The sequence below is a fragment of the Pedobacter sp. MR2016-24 genome, from assembly GCF_026239655.1.
Taxonomy (GTDB): domain Bacteria; phylum Bacteroidota; class Bacteroidia; order Sphingobacteriales; family Sphingobacteriaceae; genus Pedobacter.
Genome location: NZ_JAPIVO010000001.1, coordinates 737,083 through 757,873 on the forward strand (window position 1 = coordinate 737,083; position 20,791 = coordinate 757,873).

The following is a 20,791-nucleotide window of genomic DNA, read 5'->3' on the forward strand; positions in this document are numbered from 1 at the left end:
TTTAAAAGCCAACATTTACACCTAATAAGAAGCTTCTCGATTGTGGATAGGTTCCATAATCAACACCCATATCAGGGCCGTTAGCACCATACTGATTCACTTCAGGATCCAATCCGCTGTATTTGGTGAAAGTAACCAGGTTATATCCTGATACAAATACGGTTAATTTATCCATTTTCAATTTGCCTAATGCAGTCTTGCCGAAGTTGTAAGAAAGCGTAGTAGTTTTCATACGCAGGTAAGAAGCGTTCTCCACAAATCTGCTCGAAGTAAGTGAGTTGTCAGTTACGGCTTGTCCCGCTCTTGGGATATTGGTAATTTGTCCCGGAGTAGTCCATCTGTCAAGCACGGCGGTCGACTGATTTCTGGCGTCTATCATGCCTTCCAGTTCGATTCTTGAAGCGTTGAACAGCTGACTGCCTTGTACACCCTGGAAGAATACCGTCAGACCAAGATTTCCATAGCTGAACGTATTTGTAATACCATAGTTAAACTTAGGCTGCGCAGAACCGATAAAAGTACGGTCGCCGTCATCTCTTACGTTGTTGTTATTTAAGTCTGCGTAGATAGCATTTCCGGTTTGCGGATCTACACCATTGTAGATATAACCATAGAAACTACCTAGTGGCCTGCCTACTTCTACTCTTACTGCTGCATCCCGGTTAGATAAACCTCCGTAATCAAGTGATTTCTGTGTAGTACCTAAACCTGTCACTTTGTTTCTGTTCAGGGAGAAATTCAGGTCTGTAGACCAGGTGAATTTTTTGCCCTCAAAGTTCCTGGTAGATAAAGCGAACTCAAGACCTTTGTTTTCCATCGATCCAACGTTCTGTGCAGAATTATCAATTCCTACAGACAATGGTAACTGTACTTTAACTAAAAGGTCGTTTGTCTTTTTCAGATAAGCATCTGCTGTGAAAGTTACCCTGCTGTTGAACATTGTCAGGTCTAAACCGATATTTGTCTGTGTTGTTTTTTCCCAGGAAAGGTTATCATTAGCAATTTGTGAAAGATCATATGCACCCTGTGCATTCACCTGGTAAAACTTCAGATAAGAATAGTCTCCAATTCCTTCATCGTTACCCACTTTACCCCAGCTACCACGAATTTTTAAATCGTTTACGGTTTTGCTGTCTTTCATAAAGTTTTCACCTGAGATTCTCCATCCTGCAGATACAGAAGGGAAGTAGCCATATTTGTTACCATCTTTAAAACGTGATGAACCATCCGCCCTGAAATTAGAGCTCAACAGGTATTTTCCATCATAAGCATAACTGATTCTGGCCAGGTATGATCTTTTGGACCATTGTGCACGCTGAGGTACTGTCGGCGCAACAGATGGTTCAATAGGTAATTGTGTAGTCTGGTCAATATAACGTGTTGCAGAATAATTGTTGTACTTATATTCTGATGCCTGTATGGTATAACCTGCAATGGCGCCGAAAACACTCTTTCCTGCTGTTTTATTATAGTTCAGGATATTCTCATTCAACCAGATATTGTCGTTTGTACGGTTGTTATTGTATATACCGCGCTCGGTACGTCCGTATACTGTCTTGTAGGGGTCAAGGAAATAGTTGTAAAACTCGGTTCTTCTGTTTGCGCTGATGCTGGATTTGAAAGTCAGGTCTTTACTGAATCTGATCTCCCCTGCAAAAGCACCTACAAAACGCAATGATCTTTTTCTGTTGGTTGAACCAAATGCATTACCAATAGGGTTTTCATATCCACCCGGTACTGGTGTGAATGCCCCGTTCGGGTCGTAAATGGTTAAGGTTGGAGGCGTGGTTAATGCAGATAAAATTACACCGCCTTTAGCGAGACCAGCATTATCAGACACATCGATGCTTTTGTCATACGTTAATGAAGCATTAGCTGTAAGCTTTAACCAGCTGGTGATGCTTTGTGAACCATTAAAGTTTGTGGTATACCTGTCAAGTTTAGCCGGTGCAACTACACCTTTGTCCTGCTGATAGCCTGAAGAGAAATAGTACTGACCGCCTTTAATACCACCAGATAATGATAACTGGTAGTTATTCTGTGTACCAGTACCAAAGGCTTCATCTTGCCAGTCGGTATTTTGTGTACCGCCAAAGCTGGTATAGTTCATGTCTTTCATCAAAGCAACATATTGGTCGCTGTTCAGTACATCCTGTTTTTTCCAGAAGTTTGAAATTCCGGTGTAAGCATTGAAACCTACTTTTAATTTCCCTGCTGTACCTTTTTTGGTGGTGATTAAGATCACTCCGTTTGCACCGCTTGATCCGTAGATCGCTGCGGAAGATGCGTCTTTCAATATTGTCATCGACTCAATATCGTTCGGATTGATAAAACTTGCATCTCTGGAAGTCACTCCGTCAATTACATATAAAGGACTGTTAGAAGCTGTCAGTGAAGTATTACCACGAACACTAACTGTGATGCCTGCACCTGGTTTACCAGACTGCGAGGTTACCTGAACTCCTGCCGCTTTACCTTGTATAGCTTGCAACGGATTCGTGATTGGCTGGTTCTGGATATCTTTTGATGAGATCGTAGTCACCGCGGTTGTCAGATCCTTTTTTGTCTGCGTACCATAACCTACAACGATCACTTCGTTGAGTTGCTCGTTGTTGTCTGAAAGTGTTGTCTTTACAGTGGTTCTGTTGTTTACCTGTTCTTCAATAGATTTGAATCCTATATAAGAAAAAGTAAGTGTAGCATTTGCTGGTGCTGATAAAGTATATACACCATTTTCATTCGTTACTGCACCCTGGTTGGTACCTTTAACTTTTACTGAAACTCCAGGCAAGGGGAGGCCTTGCTGATCTTTTACTTCTCCTTTAATGGTAACGTTCTGTGCAATGGCTACAGAAATTCCACATAATAGGCAAAGCATAAAAAGAGTAAATTTTTTCTTCATGATTGTGCTTTAGTTAATTTTTATTGGTGGGTAAAGTTAACGTGTATTTAGTGTTAAAAACAAGTTATTGATCAGATTTATTTTACTTAAGTGTCTGATAATTAGAATGTTGATTGTTTTTTAATACGCTTCGATACCGCAACTGTTATTCCTGGTTGGTGCTGATTCACAGCCTGTAAGCTAAGGAGAAGAATCGGTCCCGCAGCATAAACGATACGCTCTGATACCAAAGGGATTTTGTTAAAATAAATTTAAAACGAGTCGTGAAACGGTGTTTCTCAGCTTCGAAAAAAGAAAGATTAGTCTAATACCAGCTGACTCCAGCCATTTTTATTGGCTTTTTTAAGGATGGTTTTTCGTTCTTCCATGATCAGCTTGATCTTGGATCCATAAGTCCAGCATGTACTCTGACGGATATTCAGAATTTCAGCAAGGCGGTGAGAGGAGATTTTTCCTTTCGTAGAGTAGATCAGAAAGATCATATAAAAGGCCTTATTGATGGGGATGCGCGTATTCTGGAAGATCGTATAAGTAGTGACAGATTCTTCGTATCCGCACTTACTACATCTCCGGCTATAAGGGATATGGCCGATATAATAGTGGGTGTTCTTACATTTCCGGCAAGTATAGCCATCTTTCCATTTCAGATCAGAAAGGAACAGGTTACAACTTTCCTTGTCGGGATAGATCTTACTGAATTCTTCAAAATCAAGGTCGGCGGACATTACCCTGTCCCTGGTTACTTTTGCTACATTGGTCTGCAGTTCCTGGTTATCCTGCTCCAGTAAGGTATTCATCCTGGAAATCTCTTCTGCCTGCTGCAGCAGCCTGTCATTAGCCGCTACCAGTTCCGCATTTTTCGCTTCAATTATCAGCGATTTATGAAATACTTCTTTGGTTCTTTCTTCTACCTTCGTCTCCAGCTGGTGATTAAGGTGATCTTTCAGTTTCACATTTTCCGCCATCTGCCGGATCATCTGACTTTGTACCTTTTCCTTATTATGTTTAAGGATCCGAACTTTATCGCCAATAGCAAACGATAGGAATACCATTTCCAATACAAAACAGAAGCTAAGACTATAATAACCAATTACACCGATGCTCAACCATGAAAAGCCGATCATGATTACCAGTTTCAGTGTGAAGCCAATAAAAAGGAAACTATAGCCCAGCACGAAAAACCTTGCCGGTTGATAACCTTTGGCATACACATATATGCCCGCGCCGAAGGCAACGGCCAGAGGAATAAACTCCACGAATTTATAAGTGAACAGTGAGTGGTCAAATACAAGGCTATAGATAAATAATGCTGTTCTGATTCCTATTACATACAATATCAGCTGATTCAGTTGAGGTGCCCTTACTTTAATGTGCAACAGCTCGCGTGTAAATAACAAGGCGAAAATACTGGTAGAATACAAAGCAAATGCATAGGCATGCTGATTCCATTCACTTGCAGAGGACCACAAATACTGGTAGGCAATGCCATCAGTACTCATTTCAAAAAATCCTACACTTAAATTGTACAATACGTAATATAAGTATTGCTTTTGCCTGATGGCAATAAACATAATAAGGTTGTAGAAACTGAATACCAGGATCATCCCGTAAAAAATGCCGAAGTAAAAATATTCGTCGAGCGCATAGGAAATAAACCAGTCTACAGTTCTTAATACCATGATAGCGTCAGAAATCTGAGAAGATTTGAATCTGAAATAATACAACTGCGCTTCATCATTATCATTCTGCAGATATAATTCAAAATTCTTGTGATGTACCTCCCGGTGCTCAAAATCATAACGATCCCCAAAGTGTTTGACTTGATATCTGCCGTTTTTTTGTGGCAGGTAAGCAGTTACATCATCTATCGTCTGGTCAAAAAATTCCAGCAAATATTTTTTATCTGCCTTACTGTTATGCCTGATCTTTATTCTAAACCAGTAAGCGGCATTCAGGTCTTTAGTTTGGGGAGTACTGACTGTGCTTGGTCTGAACTGATCAGCATAAGGCCGACTGGTGATTTGCTTAAAAGTCAGCTGATTCGTGGTATCCCGCAGCACTTCTACTTCATCGTAAATGAAAATATGCTGAGCTATACTATCGTTGACACGTACAACTTTTTGTGCAAAAGCCGGGAAGCTCGCTGCACCTGTAATCATTAAGCCAATGGCAGCTAAAAATAGTATATAAAACCGGTTAAACATAAATGGATAGGAGGCCTGCGAATATTGATACCGACGCAAAGATAGGATTAATTTTAATCATGGACACCTTGCTGCAACGTCATTGCATATATCGTTATATGGTCTATATTTGCAAAGTTGAAATTAAACTACGGCAATTTGATATGATGATAGATACAATAATTTGGGATCCTAATGATGCATTGATTGATTTGGGATTTTTTGCGCTCAGATATTACTCCCTGTTTTTCCTGCTGGCCTTTGTATTCAGTTATATCGTTGTCAAAAAGCAGTTTATTAAACACCAGATCAATGTAGAACTCATGGATTCCCTGACTGTATATGTGGTATTAGGTACATTGATCGGTGCACGTCTGGGCCATTGCCTGTTCTACGATTTCGCTTATTATTCAAAGCATCCATTAGAAATTATACTTCCCTTTACTTTCACGCCTGAATTTAAAATTACCGGTTTCCAGGGATTGGCAAGTCATGGTGGTGGTATCGGCATCATGGTCAGCCTTATTCTTTTTAGCAGAAAATTCAAAATCAAGCTCTGGTTTCTTTTGGATCAGATTGCCTTGGTAGTACCTTTAGCCGGTGCCTGTATCCGCATGGGAAACCTGATGAATTCAGAAATTATTGGAAAACCCACCGATGTTCGCTGGGCTTTTGTATTCCTGAAAGATGATAATATTCCCCGTCATCCGGCACAGTTGTATGAAGCAATAGCTTACCTGCTGATCTTTGGTTTTGTGTACCTGATGGTGAAAAAATATCCGAAACCTTCGGGATTTTATTTCGGATTGGTGATCTTCCTTATCTTTTGTTTCCGGATAGCTATAGAGTTTATCAAAGAAGATCAATCTGCTTTTGAGGCAGGTATGTTATTGAATATGGGACAGATCTTAAGTATCCCTTTCATTTTAACCGGCTTGTGCATTATGTACCTCAAAAATAAAAAACAAACAATCGTCCTGAAAAATAACTAAGCTATAGCGGTTTTTGTGACTTCACTCCGGCTGTTAAATAGCCAGGTAAGTAGCAGGCACAGTAAGAATCCTGTTAATGCTAATGCGGCACCCACATATTCCGGTGAAGTGTAACCGTAAGCTGCGATAGGTAATCCTCCCAGGAAAGCACCTAATGCATTCCCTGTATTTGCACTGGCCTGCATAGAAGATGATGCCAGCATTTCTGCACCTTTTGCTGCCCTGATCATCAGCATCTGCATTGGTGCGATAACTGCGAAGGCAAGTCCCCCGGTAATAAATGTAAGTATAAGGGCTGCGGCTTTAAACTGACTCGTTAGTGCTACCAGCACCAGCATAATCACCATCAGCAGCAATAAGTAACTTGTCGTTTTTAGCGGAGAAAACCGATCCGCCAGTCGCCCGCCCACAAAATTACCAACAGCCATACCCAAACCTGCAATAACCATAATAGGGGTCATCATATTGCTGTCAAAGTGTGCTACCTCGGTCATTAGCGGAGCTATATAGCTAATCCATGCAAACAAACCACCTGTGCCGATGGCAGAAATGCCAATAATAATCCATAATTCTGGTTTTTTAAATACCTTAAGGCTATCTGCGAAGTTAGAGTCAGATTGTGATGGCAGGGAGGGAAGCCATTTTTTGATACTTGCTGCGGTAATTAATGCAATAACAGAGATCAGTACGAAAGATATGCGCCAGTTAAAATTATGGCCGATAAAAGTACCTAAGGGAACGCCTATAATATTTGCAATCGTTAAACCTGCGAACATAACAGAGACTGATTTGGCTTCACTGCCGGGATCTGCCAGTTTGCTGGCCACTACAGCGCCTATACCAAAGAATGCACCATGTGGCAAGCCCACAAGGAATCTTGCGAAGAGCAATAGTTCATAAGTAGGCGCGAGACTGAATAAAATATTACCACTGGCAACGGTAATCATCAAACTTATAAGTACCTTTTTTGGTGGATATTTTCCTAACACCCCTACCATGACAGGTGCTCCTATAATTACACCCAAGGCATAAATGGCAATCAGATGGCCTGCCGCAGGGATGGATACTGAAAGTGATTTGGCAACATCGGGTAAAACACCCATCATCATAAATTCTGTCATTCCCAGACTTATTCCGCCAAGGCAGAGTGTGATCAGACTTGTTTTTGTGTTGGATATCAATTTCAGTAATTTCATTTGCGTCAATTTTTGCAAAGATAAGATTGTTAGGCCATCTAAATAGATTTACTCAATTATATGATACGGGTATGAAATTTCTATCAGGTCTTCCTTTAACTGTTCAGCATCTTCCAGCACCTCAATAATTGAAAAAACCATCTCTGTCGTCAATGTTTCTCCTTTAAAAATCCTGCTTACTGTTTCCCTGGGAATCCCGGTTTCTTTATAGCTGCCTTTGAAATAATCCGTAGCCCAGTTAACATAGGTCTCCGGCTTTCCATCAAGTAAACTTAACAGTTCTTCAGACTTACCTTCGCCTGCCGGTACATGACCTGTTGTCCAATTCCCGTCGGCTGTTGTCCAGATGCAAAAAGTAGTGCCGGTAGAATTTACGGGTTCACCGAATATGAACTCATGATAAGTTTCGGGTAAACCTGCCGTAAGTTTATCTTTTGCTTCCTGGTCGGCTTCACTCAGATAGCCGTTAATTACTGCACCTGCTGTGGTGAATAAAATCAGCAACTGATCACCTTCGCCATTGCGCATTTCAAAAAACTCTTCATTTTCGCTCCATTCGCTGTTATAAGAAGAATACCTGTAAATCCAGTCCTGTGATAAAATAGCATCCAGTACAGACATTGCTTTGCAGCTATTCTGTAGCACTTTCCACTCAGGTAATCCCTGAAGGTTTTTTATAGAAATCATTATACGTTTATGTTTTAATCTTCTTTGTAAATTACACTTTTACCTTCCACTGAAATATCAGATCCTTCCGCCAGCATGACAGATACAGGTTGTTCCTTATTCAGGAAGCGGAAATTCTCACCATAAGTCAGCCCGAAATCTACCGCAATATGATAGCTGTTTACCTTATACTGTGCCCATTTAGGATGCCTGACCTCATATTCATTAGTTTTTTTATCACTATAGCGTGCATAACCCCAGTAATGTTCAGTTATAAATTCAGTCTCACTACCAGCTACAATTTCTGAAAGGCCCTTATTTGTATGTACACGAAAACTTTGCCATTCATTTTTGCAACGCCAGCGGTATTCAACAGTACGGTCATCTTCCGTTTCTGTCCAGCTGTGTGCCATAGGCATTGTTTCATAATTCTCATTATAAATCGTATTTGCCACTACAGACAAAGCGAATTTGGGAACAATTTCTTTAATAAATACTACCCCTCTTTTCCAGGTATCGCCCTCTTTACGCTTTACATAAAAACGAAGGTTGACTTCTTCAAAATTTGCGTGGAACGGTATACTAAATCCTAAGAGTTTTGTGTTTTTAAACAGAAATCCAATCAGACTTACATAACAGGTATCATTCCAGAGGTCAAGTTCGGTGCCTACAGGCAGGTAAGCACTCAAAATACTTTTGTCAATAGCGTAATTAGCGATAGCCAGTTTACGCCACTCTGCGGTTAAAAAACTCATTCCACAAAGTACTAAGATTCCCTGTTATTAAATAAACAATTGCTTTTATTTTTAGGACTAATTATGGTTTTTGAGATTCTTCCTAAACAGGAGATGTATCGGCCTTCCTCTTTTGGATCCTCTTGATTGATACCGCTGAGGGATGCATGTTTAACGTTCAATTTTAGCTATAATGTAATCTTCCTCATTTAGTTTCCTGTAACCGTATTCATAGCAGCAAATATAGCGCCCAATATTAGCCTGATTAGCCTGATGGGTAGCATACCTGAAGTCAAAACCCAGTGCAAGCAACATTTGCCTGCTTACCCTGGGTTTAGCCTCGGCATGGAGAGTTCTGAGGATCTTCTGATTCTTCTTTAGTATTTTATTGACTAATCTTAGAAAAGTATTGTCATCCCTGTGCAGTTGATTATAGTGATGATTCCGGCAATAATCATCACAGAAGCGTTTATCACTTCTTCCTCTCAGTAGTTTGCCGCAATTTGTACAATGTTCGGTCATGTTTAATGGAATTTAATTAATCCAAAGTAGATATAAAATTCTTTATGTTTTAAATTATTCGGTTTTAAATGTTTGTTATACGGGTATAGACATGGTTGTCATCATATTTGTGATCAATGCCGGCGAAAAAAAAACTTAAAGTTAATTTTAATATTTAGATGATGGAGAAAATAAAAAACAGCGTACGCCTGACGGGCTATGCGGGCATAGATCCGGTATTGGTTAATTTTGCCAACGATAAAAGAATGGCCAGGATAAGTCTTGGCGTACATGAGTTTTACAAAAACAGTTTAGGAGAGGCAGTAGATCAGACACAGTGGTTTAACCTGGTCTTCTGGAACCAAAAAGTAGAGCTTGTAGAAAACATTGTTAAAAAAGGAACTGCGCTGCGTGTTGAAGGAAAATTGAGTTCCCAGACCTATACCGATAAAAATGGTGAGCAGCGGTATTCAACAGAAATTGTAGTTAACGAACTTGAAGTGGTTGATCGTTATGAGCTGTGATGATTTAATCATCAGGATGGGTATACACTATATTACCCATCCTGATTTACCTAATTTAGAAAGGAGATGGCTAAACCTCCATAGAAATTTCTACCGGCTGCGGGGTTAAAATATCGTCCGTTAGCGGCATTCAGGTCATTGCCCAGACTGTACTTTTTGTTCAGGAGGTTATCTGCACCGGCGAAAATTTCAACAGGGAATTTCCCGACGCGCAGGTTTTTCCATCCTACTTTACTTTGTATAAGATGGTATTGGTCTGCATAAATCGTATTGGCATCTGTTAATGGTATACGTGACGTGTAATTATGCTGCACGAAAACGTAAAATGCCTTGGGCAAATTGAATTCCAGACTACTGATCAATACGTTTTTAGGAACTCCTGTCAGAGAATTACCGGAAAAGTCTGTATTGCGGTCTGTGTAGTTGTCAAATCTGAAACGGCTGAGGGTATAAGCATTTCTAAATTGAAGGCCTCTGATCAATTTACTGCTATTTCGGGGAATGATCCATGCCGCTAAGCTGGTCTCTAAACCCCACTGCTTTGTGCCGCCAGCATTGATGAAATAATCGGTATCATCAGTATTTGTCCGGCGTACAATCGCATTTTTCAAATTGTAGTAAAAACCGGTAACATCGATAAAAAATCTGTTATCTGAAGAATTATACTTCAGGCCTGTCTCATAATTCCATCCCTGCTCCGGCTGCAAATCTACATTGATCACATTATCGGATGCCCTTACTTCAGATGAAGTAGGAGGTGAGTAACCCCTGCTGACAGATGCCCGTATGGAAAATGTTCGATCAAATAAATAAGACAGTGCAGCACGCGGCATAAACTGGGTATTGAACTTATTGGTTTTTTCGGCTATCGCAACAGGGAAAATGCTTTCATAATGGTATTTGTACAAATTAGCACTAGCAGACAATTCCAGCAGCAGCTTTTCATTCAAATCCATATTGATATTGGCAAAAATGAAATTTGAGGCCGATTGTAATTTATCTGCTGCCTGCAAAGCAGCAGGCGTGCCGTAATTATTGTCCGAATTATCAAAGTCTGTTTTGGTTTGTGAACCCTCCGCCCCCAGATTAAAGATCCAGTTGATATCATGGGATGTTTTTTTAGCATAAGATACGTAAGTCCTCACGCCTAGTGTGGTCTCTTTTCTATGCTCATAATTCGTAATAAATGGATTTTTGAAATCTGTATAAGACCCGAAAACAGAGATCACATGTTTAAAATCCGGACTAATTCTCCAACTGTTGGTTAAACCGCCAAAGGTGGTCTTGCTGTAAATACCCGCTTGCTGATCAATAGCGCTGCGTATCGCACCTGCGGCAGGTCTTGATAAATGGGGATCCAATCCATATTGAACTGCAGTTAATCCTCCTGGCGTTTCATAATGCAAATCAGCGTAAAAGAACAATGCTTTCAGGTCTGCATTTTTTGTATAATCCAGTTGTTGATTGACCTGGATATATTTGCGCTCCATGCCGCTGTGATCACGGTAACCGTCGCTGCGCTGGTAGGCCTGAATCACACCTAACTGATATTTTTTCCACTTTTTACCTATAGCAATATTTTCTCTGAATAAGCCATAAGATCCTCCTGTTAAATTTAAGGCAGCCATAGTGCTGTCCGTAGCTAATACCGGAGAATTAATCAGTAGTACTCCACCAGAGTTCGCACCATAAATGCTGCTTTGCGGACCTTTCAGGATCTGAATGTTGCCTGCAGCCGATAAGTCAAGAGCATTTAGATAACTGTTACCCCCCGCATCTGTCAATGGGAATTCATCAAAGTAGATCTTTACATTTCTGATGCCGAAGGGCGAACGTAAAAGGCTTCCTCTGATAGATAAACGATAGCTTCCCGGCGATCTTTCTTCCATTCTTACGCCAGAAATCGTATTTACTGCCGCAACGAGTGAAGAAGGTACCTGCTGTTGAATCTCAGCTGCATTTAAAACACCCACAGCCCCCGTTGCACGCAATAGGGGTTGTGGTGAAAAATATGGTCTGATAATAACTTCATCCAGTTTTTTTGTAGTATCCTGTTTAGTCTGACTAAACCCGGAAAGTCCCGAGCCAAGTATAAGGAGCGTTAAGATTTTTTTCATTATTTAGCAGCAACCCTCCATACAGTACTGCTCACATCATCAGCAACTAATAACGCGCCGTCTTTTGCAACAGCTACACCTACCGGGCGACCATATACTTCGCCTTTACCCTCATCAGCAATAAAACCTGTAAGAAAATCCTCAAGTTTCCCTGCTATCTTTCCGTTTTTAAAAGGAACAAATGCAACCTTATAACCTGCAAGTGCAGAACGGTTCCATGATCCATGCTGACCAATAAAAGCTCCGCCCTGGTATTTTTCCGGGAATTTTGTGTCTTTATAAAATGCTAATCCCAGTGAAGCCGTATGTGAACCTACAGCCAGATCAGGGGCAATGGCAGATTTTACCAGCTCAGGTTTCTGACCTTTTAATCTCGGGTCTTCATTTTGTCCGTAATAAGAGTATGGCCATCCATAAAATGCACCTTGCTTAACACTGGTAATATAATCAGGAACCAGATCGTCACCCAATCCATCCCGTTCATTTACAGCAGTCCAAAGTACATTTGTACCCGGTGCCCATGCCACGCCTACCGGATTTCTCAAACCCGACGCATATATCCTTTCGCCGGTACCATCCGGATTTACTTCCAGGATATTTGCTCTGCGCAATTCATTTTCCATTCCATTTTCACCTGCATTACTACCCGAGCCTACAGTAATGTAGATCTTTGAATGATCAGCGTTCGCGATCAGATTTCTTGTCCAGTGATTATTATATCCGCCAGCCGGCAGGTCCAGGATCTTTTTCCCCGTACCGGAAATTTTAGTGTCCCCGGTTTTATAAGGGTATTGATATAAACCGTCTGTATTCGCTACATAGAAAGCGTTGCCGATGATTAACACACCATAGGGTTGATCCAAGCCAGACACGAAGGTAGTACGCAAATCAAATTTTCCGTCATTGTTCGTGTCTCTGAATAACAGGACTGCATTTGCACTAGATCCGCTTACCTCGGCTTTGTCTTTACCAGATAAGGCATTGGCTATTTTCTCTTTGGTATTCCGCTCAGAATTAGAGAGTACTACCAGAATATCACCATTAGGTGCGATATATATATTCCTCGGACTTTTAATGTCGCCCGCAAATTTACTCACCGTGAAACCCGCTGGTGCAACAGGGGTTTTGCCTTCGGGCCACCCGATTACCTTGCTAAACTTATTTTTAGAAGCATCTGTATCAGGTGCCGGTAAATTGAGAGTTTGTCCGGTAGTTTCGACGGTGGTACTATCCTTTTCTGCCGTGCGTTTAGGCTGTGAATTACAAGCAACCATGAAAGGTACAGCGGCTAATAGGGCGATCAATTTGTTCATTTGAATATGATTTATTTTCAACGATAAGATAACGGTCAGCTTGACCCTCTATTTGTAAAGGACATTCTTGACGGTCTCCTCTTAAACAAAATGTCAGTAAAGATGTTTGAAGCTGCTCCTTTAATCGTGTGATGTCACACATAAGTAGCAGAAGAATATATAACCTCAAAAAAAAAGCAGGTTTCGTATGAAACCTGCTTTTTTAAAAATTATAAAGGAATTAATTATCCTAATTTCGATTGTAAGTTCTCATCGATAGCAGCTAAAAACTCCTCAGTGTATAAATAGTGTTTACCATGTTCAACTTTGTTACCATGGATACAAACAGCTAAATCTTTAGTCATTTTACCACTTTCTACAGTTTCAATACAAACCTGCTCTAATGCATGGCAGAAATTGATCAGCTCCTGGTTGTTATCTAAAACACCACGGAATTCTAAACCTCTTGTCCAGGCAAAGATCGAAGCTATCGGGTTGGTAGAAGTTGGTTTTCCTGCCTGGTGGTCACGGTAGTGACGTGTCACTGTACCATGTGCCGCTTCAGCTTCCATCGTTTTTCCGTCTGGTGTAACCAATACAGAAGTCATTAAACCTAATGAACCAAAACCTTGTGCAACAGTATCCGATTGTACGTCACCATCATAGTTTTTACAAGCCCATACAAAATTACCATTCCATTTTAATGCAGAAGCAACCATGTCATCAATCAGACGGTGCTCATAAGTGATTCCCGCTTCCTTGAACTTAGCTAAGAAATCATTTTCATAAATCTCCTGGAAGATATCTTTAAAACGGCCATCGTATTTTTTAAGGATCGTATTTTTTGTAGATAAATATAAAGGCCATTTTTTGATCAGTGCCTGGTTAAAACAAGCATGAGCAAAACCACGGATACTTTCATCTGTATTATACATTGCTAACGCAACACCATCACCCTGGAAGTTGTATACATCGAAAGATTGTACTTCACTACCATCTTCCGGTGTGAAAGTTAAGGTCAGTTTACCTTTACCTTTAGTTACTAGATCTGTTGCACGGTACTGATCACCAAAAGCGTGACGACCGATACAGATAGGAGCAGTCCAGTTAGGTACTAAACGAGGAACGTTGCTCATTACAATAGGCTCACGGAAAACAGTACCATCTAAAATATTACGGATGGTTCCGTTAGGTGATTTCCACATTTGTTTCAGGCTAAATTCTTTTACCCTGTCTTCATCAGGTGTGATTGTAGCACATTTGATACCTACACCGTATTTTTTGATGGCTTCAGCAGCATCAATAGTTACCTGATCATTAGTCTCATCGCGGTATTCTACCCCAAGATCATAATATTTAATATCAAGATCCAGATAAGGTAAAATCAATTTATCCTTAATGAATTTCCAGATGATGCGGGTCATTTCATCACCATCTAACTCTACAACTGGCTGGGCTACTTTAATTTTTTGTACAGACATATTATGGTTTCAATTTTAACTTAGTAAAAAACAAAGATATAAATTTTGAGTTTATAGCCTCAATTTCCGGTAAATTACAAAAACAAATAAAAGATTGTTAACGTTATAGTGACATAAAACACAAGGTTATGGATGCGAATGAAAATAATGGATTAAATGATAAAAGGGCAACGGATAAACTGCACCCTTCAGATCTGGGAGAAACCAAGGACTTCAATCAATTATCTTTTGATAAGGAAAAAAATAGCTATGAGCTGGATGTGAAAGGACCTGATAAAGATTATGACCATCCTCTTCCTTACGAAACAACTGCTGCAAATGGTGGTGATGACAATTCTGATTATGATGAAGCCAATCCTTATATCGGTGATGAATATGCTGATAAAAAAGATAAGGCTGAATCAGGACTCGAAGACTTGGGTATGCACATAGATGATGGTGATATTGTTGCAGTGACACCAGAAGATGAATTTCTGGCCAGAACGCCGGAAGATGATCGTCCTGATTTAGATGAAGAAGGTTATCCTATCAATGACAGTCCTCAGAAAATATAGTAAATAATAATAAGTATATATAGGATACCCGGGAAAAAAATCCCGGGTATTTTGCGTTTATTATGGCAGCAAATCAAGATTCAGCCTTCTGCGCATCTCTTCCAGCTTCGGATTCTTTTCTACCAGGTAATTGTATTTTTCTATACTGGTATACAGGCGGTTCTCCAGTTTGCTCTCTACTTTTTTAGTAACAATTCCCAATGCAAAGTTTTTCAGTTTCGTTCTAAGGAAATTTAAAAATTCAACCTGCTCGTTTTGTAATATGCTTTCCTGCGCAAGATTGGTAATCAGCACTGTGATCTCGTTAGGTTTAGTGATAACGGGCTCGTTCGTGCTCAGAATGGTATAGAAGTTTATTTTATTTTCGTCTTTAATTTTCTGTGTATACGCTTTCCACAGCACCATGAGTTCTTCATGTGTAAATGGTTCTTTTTCTTCCCCATATACATATTTAGGCTCATCGCTGTCTATTCCTCCGGCAGCATTGGTCAAAGCTGTTAAAGAAGGAATCAGCGTACCTGCAGCAATACTGCCCGGCGCATTTGGCTTCAGTACAATCTTGTTTACCGAATTTTTATGCGGAACGGCTTGTGGCCTTTCTGGCATTTTTTCGGCAGCAGGTGGCACCAGGGGAATAGTATTGGGTAAATCGGCAATAGGTATTGCCGGAATTTGCTGAGCAGGTGTTGATGGCGGAGCCTGACTAAACTGTTGCGATGGTGCAGGTAGGGGATCAGGTCTGTCTGAAGGGCTGACCTCAGTTTTTACATCAGTTTTTTTTTTAGTCTGATCAGTGTCAGTTGCAGGTGCCGGAGCTGTATGTGGTTGTTGTGCCAGTTGTAATACCGAAGGTATGTGGCACATTTTAATCAGCGACAGCTCCACCTGGAGTCGCTGGTTCTTACTGTTCTTATAAGTGAGATCACATTGATTGGCTAGGTTTAACGCAGTTAAAATGAATGAAACCGATGTTTGCTGACTCTGTGCAAGGTATTTCTGTTTAATATTTTCACTTACTTCCAGCAGCTTTACCGTTTGAGGATCTTTTCCTACCAGTAAATTGCGGAGGTGACTGGCCAGACCGTTGATAAAATTATTGCCATCAAAGCCATTATTAAGGATCTCATCGAACAAGACTAAGGCTTTACTGACATCAGCACCAGTCAGATATTGTGTCAGTCTGAAATAATAGTCGTAGTCAAGGATATTCAGGTTGTCTATAACTGACTTATAGGTCAGATTTTTATTCGTATAACTGACAATCTGATCGAACATGGAAAGTGCATCACGAAGTCCGCCATCAGCTTTTTGAGCAATGATATGCAGTCCGTCTGCTTCTACAGCTATGTTTTCACGAATGGCAATCTGGTTTAAATGGCCGGCGATATCTTCTACCTGAATCCTGTTGAAATCAAAAATCTGACAGCGGGACAGGATAGTTGGCAGGATTTTGTGTTTTTCAGTCGTAGCCAGTATAAATATGGCATATGAAGGTGGTTCTTCAAGTGTTTTAAGAAATGCATTGAAAGCATTTGCCGAAAGCATGTGCACCTCGTCAATAATATATATTTTATACTTGCCCGCTTGTGGCGGAATCCTTACCTGCTCAATCAGGCTGCGGATATCATCTACTGAATTATTTGATGCGGCATCAAGCTCATGAAAATTGAAAGAGTGGCCTGTCTGAAATGAAACACAGGAGTCACATACCCCACAGGCTTCTATCTCATTTGTTAAATTCGTACAATTGATCGTCTTCGCGAGAATACGCGCACAAGTAGTTTTACCTACTCCTCTGGGACCACAAAATAAGAAAGCCTGTGCAAGCTGATTGTTTTTTATCGCATTTTTTAAAGTCCCGGTTATGTGATGTTGTCCCACAACGGTTTCAAACGTTGCTGGACGGTATTTACGGGCCGATACGATAAAATTCTCCATCGCAACGAAATTAGAAATTTTTTACGGAGCTTGCTGTGTCTTTGGGAAAATAAAATAAAGTTTATAGTTGCGCAGAGCTAAATAGTACAGAAAAAGAACTAGTTTTACTTTTTTAAAATATTATTTCATGAAACGCACGCTTCTCTCCTTGTTCTTAGCAGTTCCACTGTTATGTCAGGCTCAATCGAATTATCAATCAGGATACGTTGTAACCAGCGATAAAGATACTTTAAAAGGATTTATTGATTATAAGGAACGCAGGATTAATCCATCCTCATTTAGTTTTAAACCCACTTTGAATGATCAGGCCAAAACGTATTCATTAAAAGATTGCTCTGCCTATGGTATCAAAGGGATGGAGTACTTTGAACGCTATACCGTAAAAATAAGTATGAATGATGTAGCGATTTCAAACTTACCTGTTGGCCTGGATTCTGTCTACAGGGTTGATACTGTCTTTTTGAGAGTATTACAAAAGGGTAAGAACGTTACAATGTTTTCTTATGTAGACGGACTGAAAGAACGCTTTTATATTATGGACAAAGATAACGGCGTTCCCGAAGAGCTAGTCAGACATCTGTTCCTGAACCCCGAGAATAATAGCAGCGTGGTTACCGTCAGTAAATATTTGAGACAATTGCTGGCGATCAGGCGTAAATTCACAACAGTTACTACTGAGGAAGAACAGAAAATTGGTAAAGTAGATTATACGAAACGGGATTTGATGAAGGTAGTGAGTGTCCTTAACGAACAGCATCAGGAGCAGTCAAAATTCCCGAGAACCAGATTTTTTGGTGGGGTAGGACTCAATATCACAAATGCGATATACCAGGGCGAAAATGGACTCGCCGGAACATCAGCTCAGCATAAAACTTCATCTCTGCCTTTTATCACGGGTGGTTTGGATGTATTTGCTAATCCAGCCATCGGCAGATTAATTTACCGGACAGAACTGTCTTTTTTTATCAGCAAATATGAAGTGTCGAACACAACGGCAATCCAGGCAAGATCTCGGTTGGCACATACCTTTGATCAGTATAGTGCAGTGCTTACGCCACAGTTGATTTATAACATATATAATAGAGATCACTTTAAGTTTTTTATCGGCGCAGGAGTAGGACTTAATTTCTTAAAGTACAGTAATAACAGTTCGTCTGTTACTAATTCTGTTTTCACACCGTCTACCGCCACCGTGACAGAGAATGCTATTAAATTTGAACCGTTTACTACTTCATTTCCACTCAGTGCAGGTATAATGCTGAATAAAAAGCTGGAAATCACAGGCAGTTACTCGGCCAATTTTTCCCTGACTGACTATTCTTATTTCTCTGTAGCTGCGAGAAGGATGAAAATTGGTATCAACTATATGCTGGGCAAACGCTAAAAAGATTGTAAATTGGAAGAACCAATTATAGATTAAAATGAATAAAAGAATAAATCAACTCGCTTGTTGTCTGCTATTACTGTTTTCGGTTAATGCCATCAGCAGTTCTGCCATTGCACAAAATAAAAGAATTCTTGTTTTTTCTAAGACAGCAGGATTTTATCATCAGTCTATACCTGCCGGTATTGCCGCCTTACAGAAATTAGGTGCTGAAAATAAGTTCGCAGTAGATACAACAAAAGATGCTGCTGTATTTACTGCGGCTAACCTGAAGCAATATGCAGCGGTTGTATTTTTAAGTACTACCGGAGATGTGCTTAATGGTGAACAACAAAAAGCTTTTGAGGAATACATCCAGGCTAGTGGAGGTTTTGTGGGTATACATGCAGCAACAGATACGGAATATGAATGGCCATGGTACGGAAAGCTGGTTGGGGCCTACTTTTTGAAACATCCCGAACAGCAGATGGCAACACTGCAGGTAGTTGACCGCAGGAATATTTCCACCAGGCATCTTCCCGCAACCTGGGCAAGGAAAGATGAATGGTACAATTTTAAAGAGATACAGCCCGATCTGCATGTACTGATTAAACTGGACGAAAGTACTTACAAAGGAGGAACAAATGGTAATGATCATCCAATAGCCTGGTATCATAATTATGACGGGGGAAGAGCTTTTTATACCGGGCTTGGTCACGTAGATGCCTCTTATACAGATCCTTTATTTTTAAAACATTTACTTGGCGGCCTACAGTATGCCATAGGAATAAAACGTACGAAATAGTCTTTAAACTTTTGATTTATAGAAATTTATTCCTAGGTTTGCAACCCCGTTTAAGGCGGGAAAATAAACATTAAATAATCATAACAATGAATCAGTACGAAACTGTTATCGTTCTAACCCCGTTGTTGTCAGAAGAAGTTGCGAAAGAAGCATTAGCGAAATTCAGCAAAATCATCACTGACAGCGGAGCCGAAATTGTTCAAGAGGACAATTGGGGTTTGAGAAAATTAGCGTATCCGATTGAGAAAAAAGCAAGCGGATTCTTCCACCTTACAGAGTACAAATCTTCAGGTGAATTAATTAACAAATTGGAATTAGAACTAAAACGCGATGAGCGTGTTCTACGTTTCTTAACCATTAGATTAGACCGTCATGCGGTGGCATATAATGAAAAGAAACGCAGTGGTGCTTTTAACAAAAAACCTAAGAAAGAGGAGGCTGCAGCATAATGGCTAAAGATCAGATACAATATGTTACCGCTCCAAAAGTGGACGATAACAGAAAAAAATATTGCCGTTTCAAAAAGAATGGTATTAAATATATCGATTATAAAGACGCAAACTTCCTGTTAAAATTCATCAATGATCAGGGTAAAATCTTACCTCGCCGTTTAACCGGTACTTCATTGAAATTTCAACGTAAAGTGGCTCAGGCTGTAAAACGCTCTCGCCACATTGGTTTGTTACCTTTCGTTGCTGACCAATTAAAATAGAAGCTGAGACATGGAAATTATATTAAAACAGGACATCAAATCTCTTGGAGAGAAAGATGATATTGTAAACGTAAAGCCAGGTTACGGCCGTAACTACCTTATCCCACAAGGATTTGGTGCTTTAGCTACTCCTTCTGCTAAAAAAGTATTAGCAGAAAACCTGAAGCAAGCAGCGTTTAAACAAGATAAAATTAAGAAAGATGCGGAAAGTATCGCTACACGTTTAACTGATGTTAAATTGTCTATCGGCGCTAAAGCAGGTGAAACAGGTAAGATTTTTGGTGCTGTAAACACTATCATGATTGCTGATGCATTGAAACAACAAGGTTTTGATGTTGACCGTCGCCGTATCACTTTCGAAACTGAACCTAAATTTGTTGGTGAATACGTAGCCAACTTAAACTTACACAAAGAAGTGAAAGTTAAAGTTCCTTTCGAAGTTGTAGCTGAGTAATCATCTTACAAAACATAAAAAAAGCGTTCCGGTTACCGGAACGCTTTTTTTATGTTTAAAAAACAGGGGTTAAAAACTTTTTCTTCTTTTAGATCTGTTCTCGTCAATAATTCTGCGGATCTCTTTTACATCACTTTTGGAGAATCCATGAACTTCAACCTTGTTTCCATTATGGAATAATCTGAGCGTAGCGAATCCAATCATCGGAGAGTCCACCTCTATAGCCGTAATGTCCTCGTAGTTCAGGTATTTAGAGTCGCCGCTAAATAATCCCGGAACTTTTATTTCAATGCTGTTTTCTTCTAAATAAATCTCTGCAGGAAAAACCTTGTTACCTTCTGAGAGTCTTGATGCTGTAAATTTCATTCTTGCTGATC

General features: G+C 40.1%; 19 protein-coding genes. 8 read left to right on the forward strand and 11 right to left on the reverse strand.

Annotation, left to right across the window (positions count from 1 at the left end; genetic code table 11):
• Nucleotide 1 precedes the first annotated feature (1 nt).
• Together OQX62_RS03370 and OQX62_RS03375 are read right to left on the reverse strand one after the other, a co-directional pair.
• Nucleotides 2–2,902 carry a SusC/RagA family TonB-linked outer membrane protein gene (locus OQX62_RS03370; RefSeq protein WP_265829988.1) on the reverse strand — a complete coding sequence of 967 codons (2,901 nt, stop codon included), beginning with the start codon at nucleotides 2,900–2,902 and terminating at the stop codon, nucleotides 2–4.
• A 299-nt stretch (nucleotides 2,903–3,201) separates the two neighbouring features.
• Nucleotides 3,202–5,061: a 7TM diverse intracellular signaling domain-containing protein gene (locus OQX62_RS03375; RefSeq protein WP_265829989.1), complete on the reverse strand. Its 1,860-nt coding sequence runs from the start codon at nucleotides 5,059–5,061 to the stop codon at nucleotides 3,202–3,204.
• A gap of 188 nt (nucleotides 5,062–5,249) precedes the next feature.
• On the opposite strand from OQX62_RS03375, the gene lgt reads away from it, so the two are divergent.
• Nucleotides 5,250–6,077 carry a prolipoprotein diacylglyceryl transferase gene (lgt, locus tag OQX62_RS03380; protein ID WP_265829990.1) on the forward strand — a complete coding sequence of 276 codons (828 nt, stop codon included), beginning with the start codon at nucleotides 5,250–5,252 and terminating at the stop codon, nucleotides 6,075–6,077.
• On the opposite strand, the gene OQX62_RS03385 is transcribed toward lgt, so the two are convergent.
• The 4 genes from OQX62_RS03385 to OQX62_RS03400 form a co-directional block, all read right to left on the reverse strand.
• Complete coding sequence (locus tag OQX62_RS03385) at nucleotides 6,074–7,273, reverse strand: MFS transporter (protein ID WP_265829991.1); 1,200 nt, start codon at nucleotides 7,271–7,273, stop codon at nucleotides 6,074–6,076. The genes lgt and OQX62_RS03385 overlap by 4 nt on opposite strands.
• A 48-nt stretch (nucleotides 7,274–7,321) precedes the next feature.
• Nucleotides 7,322–7,960 (reverse strand): hypothetical protein, encoded by a 639-nt coding sequence (locus OQX62_RS03390; protein ID WP_265829992.1) that lies wholly within the window; start codon nucleotides 7,958–7,960, stop codon nucleotides 7,322–7,324.
• Between the two features lie 14 nt (nucleotides 7,961–7,974).
• Nucleotides 7,975–8,694, reverse strand: coding sequence for a YqjF family protein (locus tag OQX62_RS03395; RefSeq protein ID WP_265829993.1), 720 nt, complete (start codon nucleotides 8,692–8,694; stop codon nucleotides 7,975–7,977).
• Between the two features lie 150 nt (nucleotides 8,695–8,844).
• A complete protein-coding gene (locus OQX62_RS03400) occupies nucleotides 8,845–9,195 on the reverse strand; it encodes a hypothetical protein (RefSeq protein WP_265829994.1) in 351 nt (116 codons plus the stop codon).
• A 158-nt stretch (nucleotides 9,196–9,353) separates the two neighbouring features.
• Here OQX62_RS03400 and OQX62_RS03405 point away from each other — a divergent pair, with 158 nt between their 5' ends.
• Nucleotides 9,354–9,698: a single-stranded DNA-binding protein gene (locus tag OQX62_RS03405; protein WP_265829995.1), complete on the forward strand. Its 345-nt coding sequence runs from the start codon at nucleotides 9,354–9,356 to the stop codon at nucleotides 9,696–9,698.
• Nucleotides 9,699–9,748: 50 nt separating this feature from the next.
• Here OQX62_RS03405 and OQX62_RS03410 read toward each other — a convergent pair whose 3' ends face one another.
• The 3 genes from OQX62_RS03410 to OQX62_RS03420 form a co-directional block, all read right to left on the reverse strand.
• Nucleotides 9,749–11,815, reverse strand: coding sequence for a TonB-dependent receptor (locus OQX62_RS03410; protein ID WP_265829996.1), 2,067 nt, complete (start codon nucleotides 11,813–11,815; stop codon nucleotides 9,749–9,751).
• Entirely contained in the window at nucleotides 11,815–13,128 is a 1,314-nt protein-coding gene (locus tag OQX62_RS03415; protein WP_265829997.1) for a PQQ-dependent sugar dehydrogenase, read from the reverse strand. Before OQX62_RS03415 ends, OQX62_RS03410 begins: the two co-directional genes overlap by 1 nt.
• Nucleotides 13,129–13,352: 224 nt before the next feature.
• Nucleotides 13,353–14,588, reverse strand: a complete 1,236-nt coding sequence (locus OQX62_RS03420) for an isocitrate dehydrogenase (NADP(+)) (RefSeq protein WP_265829998.1) — start codon at nucleotides 14,586–14,588, stop codon at nucleotides 13,353–13,355.
• Between the two features lie 128 nt (nucleotides 14,589–14,716).
• Here OQX62_RS03420 and OQX62_RS03425 point away from each other — a divergent pair, with 128 nt between their 5' ends.
• On the forward strand, nucleotides 14,717–15,142 hold the full coding sequence (locus tag OQX62_RS03425; protein WP_265829999.1) for a hypothetical protein: 426 nt from the start codon (nucleotides 14,717–14,719) through the stop codon (nucleotides 15,140–15,142).
• Nucleotides 15,143–15,202: 60 nt separating this feature from the next.
• Here the strand turns inward: OQX62_RS03425 and OQX62_RS03430 are convergent, their stop codons facing one another.
• Complete coding sequence (locus tag OQX62_RS03430) at nucleotides 15,203–17,080, reverse strand: DNA polymerase III subunit gamma/tau (RefSeq protein ID WP_265830000.1); 1,878 nt, start codon at nucleotides 17,078–17,080, stop codon at nucleotides 15,203–15,205.
• Between the two features lie 127 nt (nucleotides 17,081–17,207).
• On the opposite strand from OQX62_RS03430, the gene OQX62_RS03435 reads away from it, so the two are divergent.
• The 5 genes from OQX62_RS03435 to rplI all read left to right on the forward strand — a co-directional run bounded on the left by OQX62_RS03435 (nucleotide 17,208) and on the right by rplI (nucleotide 20,414).
• Nucleotides 17,208–18,464, forward strand: coding sequence for a hypothetical protein (locus tag OQX62_RS03435; RefSeq protein ID WP_265830001.1), 1,257 nt, complete (start codon nucleotides 17,208–17,210; stop codon nucleotides 18,462–18,464).
• A gap of 37 nt (nucleotides 18,465–18,501) precedes the next feature.
• Nucleotides 18,502–19,248, forward strand: coding sequence for a ThuA domain-containing protein (locus OQX62_RS03440; RefSeq protein WP_265830002.1), 747 nt, complete (start codon nucleotides 18,502–18,504; stop codon nucleotides 19,246–19,248).
• Nucleotides 19,249–19,334: 86 nt separating this feature from the next.
• The gene (gene rpsF, locus OQX62_RS03445) at nucleotides 19,335–19,697 is read left to right on the forward strand and encodes a 30S ribosomal protein S6 (protein WP_037444035.1); all 363 of its coding nucleotides are present in this window, start codon (nucleotides 19,335–19,337) and stop codon (nucleotides 19,695–19,697) included.
• Nucleotides 19,697–19,960: a 30S ribosomal protein S18 gene (rpsR, locus tag OQX62_RS03450; protein WP_008244392.1), complete on the forward strand. Its 264-nt coding sequence runs from the start codon at nucleotides 19,697–19,699 to the stop codon at nucleotides 19,958–19,960. The genes rpsF and rpsR overlap by 1 nt, the downstream gene beginning before the upstream one ends.
• A 10-nt stretch (nucleotides 19,961–19,970) precedes the next feature.
• Nucleotides 19,971–20,414: a 50S ribosomal protein L9 gene (gene rplI / locus OQX62_RS03455; RefSeq protein WP_265830003.1), complete on the forward strand. Its 444-nt coding sequence runs from the start codon at nucleotides 19,971–19,973 to the stop codon at nucleotides 20,412–20,414.
• A gap of 69 nt (nucleotides 20,415–20,483) precedes the next feature.
• Here the strand turns inward: rplI and OQX62_RS03460 are convergent, their stop codons facing one another.
• Entirely contained in the window at nucleotides 20,484–20,780 is a 297-nt protein-coding gene (locus OQX62_RS03460) for a hypothetical protein (protein ID WP_265830004.1), read from the reverse strand.
• Nucleotides 20,781–20,791: the final 11 nt, after the last annotated feature.

Coding starts and splice junctions, on each gene's coding strand:
- rpsR (WP_008244392.1), top strand. CDS start 19,697: ATGGCTAAAGATCAGATACAATATGTTACCGCTCCAAAAGTGGACGAT.
- OQX62_RS03420 (WP_265829998.1), bottom strand. CDS start 14,588: ATGTCTGTACAAAAAATTAAAGTAGCCCAGCCAGTTGTAGAGTTAGAT.
- rpsF (WP_037444035.1), top strand. CDS start 19,335: ATGAATCAGTACGAAACTGTTATCGTTCTAACCCCGTTGTTGTCAGAA.
- OQX62_RS03405 (WP_265829995.1), top strand. CDS start 9,354: ATGATGGAGAAAATAAAAAACAGCGTACGCCTGACGGGCTATGCGGGC.
- rplI (WP_265830003.1), top strand. CDS start 19,971: ATGGAAATTATATTAAAACAGGACATCAAATCTCTTGGAGAGAAAGAT.
- OQX62_RS03435 (WP_265830001.1), top strand. CDS start 17,208: ATGAAACGCACGCTTCTCTCCTTGTTCTTAGCAGTTCCACTGTTATGT.
- lgt (WP_265829990.1), top strand. CDS start 5,250: ATGATGATAGATACAATAATTTGGGATCCTAATGATGCATTGATTGAT.
- OQX62_RS03400 (WP_265829994.1), bottom strand. CDS start 9,195: ATGACCGAACATTGTACAAATTGCGGCAAACTACTGAGAGGAAGAAGT.
- OQX62_RS03390 (WP_265829992.1), bottom strand. CDS start 7,960: ATGATTTCTATAAAAAACCTTCAGGGATTACCTGAGTGGAAAGTGCTA.
- OQX62_RS03415 (WP_265829997.1), bottom strand. CDS start 13,128: ATGAACAAATTGATCGCCCTATTAGCCGCTGTACCTTTCATGGTTGCT.
- OQX62_RS03395 (WP_265829993.1), bottom strand. CDS start 8,694: ATGAGTTTTTTAACCGCAGAGTGGCGTAAACTGGCTATCGCTAATTAC.
- OQX62_RS03425 (WP_265829999.1), top strand. CDS start 14,717: ATGGATGCGAATGAAAATAATGGATTAAATGATAAAAGGGCAACGGAT.
- OQX62_RS03460 (WP_265830004.1), bottom strand. CDS start 20,780: ATGAAATTTACAGCATCAAGACTCTCAGAAGGTAACAAGGTTTTTCCT.
- OQX62_RS03385 (WP_265829991.1), bottom strand. CDS start 7,273: ATGAAATTACTGAAATTGATATCCAACACAAAAACAAGTCTGATCACA.
- OQX62_RS03370 (WP_265829988.1), bottom strand. CDS start 2,902: ATGAAGAAAAAATTTACTCTTTTTATGCTTTGCCTATTATGTGGAATT.
- OQX62_RS03440 (WP_265830002.1), top strand. CDS start 18,502: ATGAATAAAAGAATAAATCAACTCGCTTGTTGTCTGCTATTACTGTTT.
- OQX62_RS03410 (WP_265829996.1), bottom strand. CDS start 11,815: ATGAAAAAAATCTTAACGCTCCTTATACTTGGCTCGGGACTTTCCGGG.
- OQX62_RS03430 (WP_265830000.1), bottom strand. CDS start 17,080: ATGGAGAATTTTATCGTATCGGCCCGTAAATACCGTCCAGCAACGTTT.
- OQX62_RS03375 (WP_265829989.1), bottom strand. CDS start 5,061: ATGATTACAGGTGCAGCGAGCTTCCCGGCTTTTGCACAAAAAGTTGTA.